This window comes from Micromonospora echinofusca (assembly GCF_017614955.1).
Classification (GTDB): Bacteria; Actinomycetota; Actinomycetes; order Mycobacteriales; family Micromonosporaceae; genus Micromonospora; species Micromonospora echinofusca_A.
Map to the genome: position 1 here is coordinate 1 of NZ_WVUH01000579.1, position 2,347 is coordinate 2,347.

Here is a 2,347-nt window from a genome sequence, read left to right on the forward strand (position 1 = left end):
GCGGGGAACCGGCCTGGCGGCGTAGCTCGTGCCGGGCCAGCGAGGCGCGGTGCACCTCGTCCGGCCCGTCGGCGAGCCGGAGGGTACGGGCCTGTGCCCAGAGGGCGGCCAGCGGAGTGTCCTGACTGACCCCGGCCCCGCCGTACGCCTGGATCGCCTTGTCGATCACCCACTCCGCCATCGCCGGAGTGACGATCTTGATGGCCTGGATCTCCCGGTGCGCGCCCCGGTTACCCACGGTGTCCATCAACCAGGCGGTCTTGAGGACCAGCAGCCGGGCCTGCTCGATGCGGACCCGGGCCTCGGCGATCCAGTCCCGGACCACGCCCTGCTCGGCCAGCGGCCGACCGAACGCGACCCGGTCGGAGACCCGGCGGCAGAGCAGCTCCAGGGCCCGCTCGGCCATCCCGACCAGCCGCATGCAGTGGTGGATCCGCCCCGGACCCAGCCGTGCCTGGGCGATGGCGAAACCGCCGCCCTCGGTGCCGATCAGGTGGTCCGCCGGTACCCGGACATCGGTGAAGTCGATCTCCGCGTGCCCGCCGTGCGGGGCGTCGGAGTACCCGAAGACGGTCATCCCCCGACGGACCGTGACACCCGGTGCGTCCCGGGGGACCAGCACCATGCTCTGCTGCCGGTGCCGGTCGGCGCCCGGGTCGGTCTTGCCCATCACGATGAGGATCGCGCAGGCCGGGTCCATCGCCCCGGACGACCACCACTTGCGGCCGTTGATCACGTACTCGTCGCCGTGGCGCTCGATCCGGGTGGCGATGTTGGTCGCGTCGGACGAGGCCACGTCCGGCTCGGTCATGCAGAACGCGGAGCGGATCGTCCCCTCCAGCAACGGGTGCAGCCAGCGCTCCCGTTGCCCGGGCGAGCCGAACTCGGCGAGCAGTTCCATGTTGCCGGTGTCCGGTGCGGCGCAGTTCAACGCCTCCGGGGCCAGGTGCGGGCTGCGCCCGGTCAGCTCGGCCAGCGGCGCGTACTGGAGGTTGGTCAGCCCGGCGCCGAAGCGCGGATCGGGGAGGAAGAGGTTCCACAGGCCACGGCGGCGGGCCTCGGCTTTCAACTCGTCGAGTACCGGTGGCCGGGCCCACGGGTCGCCCGCCGCGGCCACCTGTGCGGCGTGCACCGGTTCCGCCGGGTAGACCCGCTCGACGAGGAAGTCCTGCACCGCCTCCTGCAACTCGACGGTCCGCGCGTCGAAGCCGAAGTCCATCATCTCTCCCTGGCGGCGGTCAGCCCGTACCCGACCAGCGGTGCCACCAGCTCGCCGATCCGGTCGAAGCCCGCACCCAGGGTCTGACCCAGGGTGTGCCGGTAGTGGATGCCCTCACAGATCACCGCGAGCTTGTAACAGCCCAGCGCGACGTGCCAGTGCAGCGGTCCCACGTCGACGTCGCTGCGGCCGGCGTACCGGTCGATCAGCGCCGACCCGGCCGGGAAACCGGCGCGCGGACCCAACCCGTCGGCCACCGGGTTGCCCTCGGCCACGTCGCTGTCCCCGAGCACCTCCCAGTACGTCAGCAGCAGACCCAGGTCGGCCAGGGGATCACCGACGGTGGCCATCTCCCAGTCCAGCACCGCCCGGACGGTCACCCCGGCTTCCGCAGCCCGGTCCGGCGCCGTCCTCTCGGCTTCCTCGGACCGGTGTGGTTCCGTCACCTCGGCCAGCAGGTTGTCCAGCCGGTAGTCGCCGTGCACGATGCGTCCGGCGTTCGCCCCCTCGGGCACACTCGCGGCCAACAGGTCGCGCAACTCGTCGATGCCGGGCAGTTCCCGGCTGCGGGACCGGTCCAGCTGCCCGGCCCAGCGGCGTACCTGCCGGGCCAGGAAACCGTCCGGGCGGCCGAAGTCGGCCAACCCGACCTCGGCCGGCTCGACCATGTGCAGCGCGGCGAGCGTGTCCATCATCGCCATCGCCAGCTCGTGTCGCCGCCCGGCGCCCAGCGGATCGGTCTGCGCCCGGCTGCGGTATACCACCCCGGGGACCCGCTCCATCAGGTAGAACGGTGCACCGAGCACCTCCGGATCGGTGCACAGCAGCAACGCCGCCGGGACCGGTACGTCGGTCGGGGCGAGTGCGGAGATCACCCGGTACTCCCGGGCCATGTCGTGCGCGGTGGCCAGGACGTGCCCCAACGGTGGCCGGCGCAGCACGAACTCCCGGCCGGTGCCGGACGCCGGGTCACCGGCGTGCACCAGGTAGGTCAGGTTCGACTTGCCCCCGGCGATCAGCCGGGCCCGTAGCGGGCCGGCATCGGTCAGCCCGGGTGCGTGCCGGGCCAGGTGGGTGGTGAGCCGGTCGAGATCCAGGCCGGCGGGGGAGGCGCTCCCCGGCCGGGGC

General features: G+C 72.8%; 2 protein-coding genes. Both read right to left on the minus strand.

All coding sequences use genetic code 11. The features are described 5' to 3' along the window. Nucleotides 1–1,219, minus strand: a 1,219-nt coding sequence (locus GSF22_RS32915; protein WP_208817811.1) for an acyl-CoA dehydrogenase family protein, incomplete at its 3' end; no start/stop codon positions are given. Continuing rightward, nucleotides 1,219–2,347: phosphotransferase family protein (locus tag GSF22_RS32920; protein ID WP_208817812.1), on the minus strand; the 1,129-nt coding region annotated here is incomplete at its 5' end. The genes GSF22_RS32915 and GSF22_RS32920, both read right to left, overlap by 1 nt.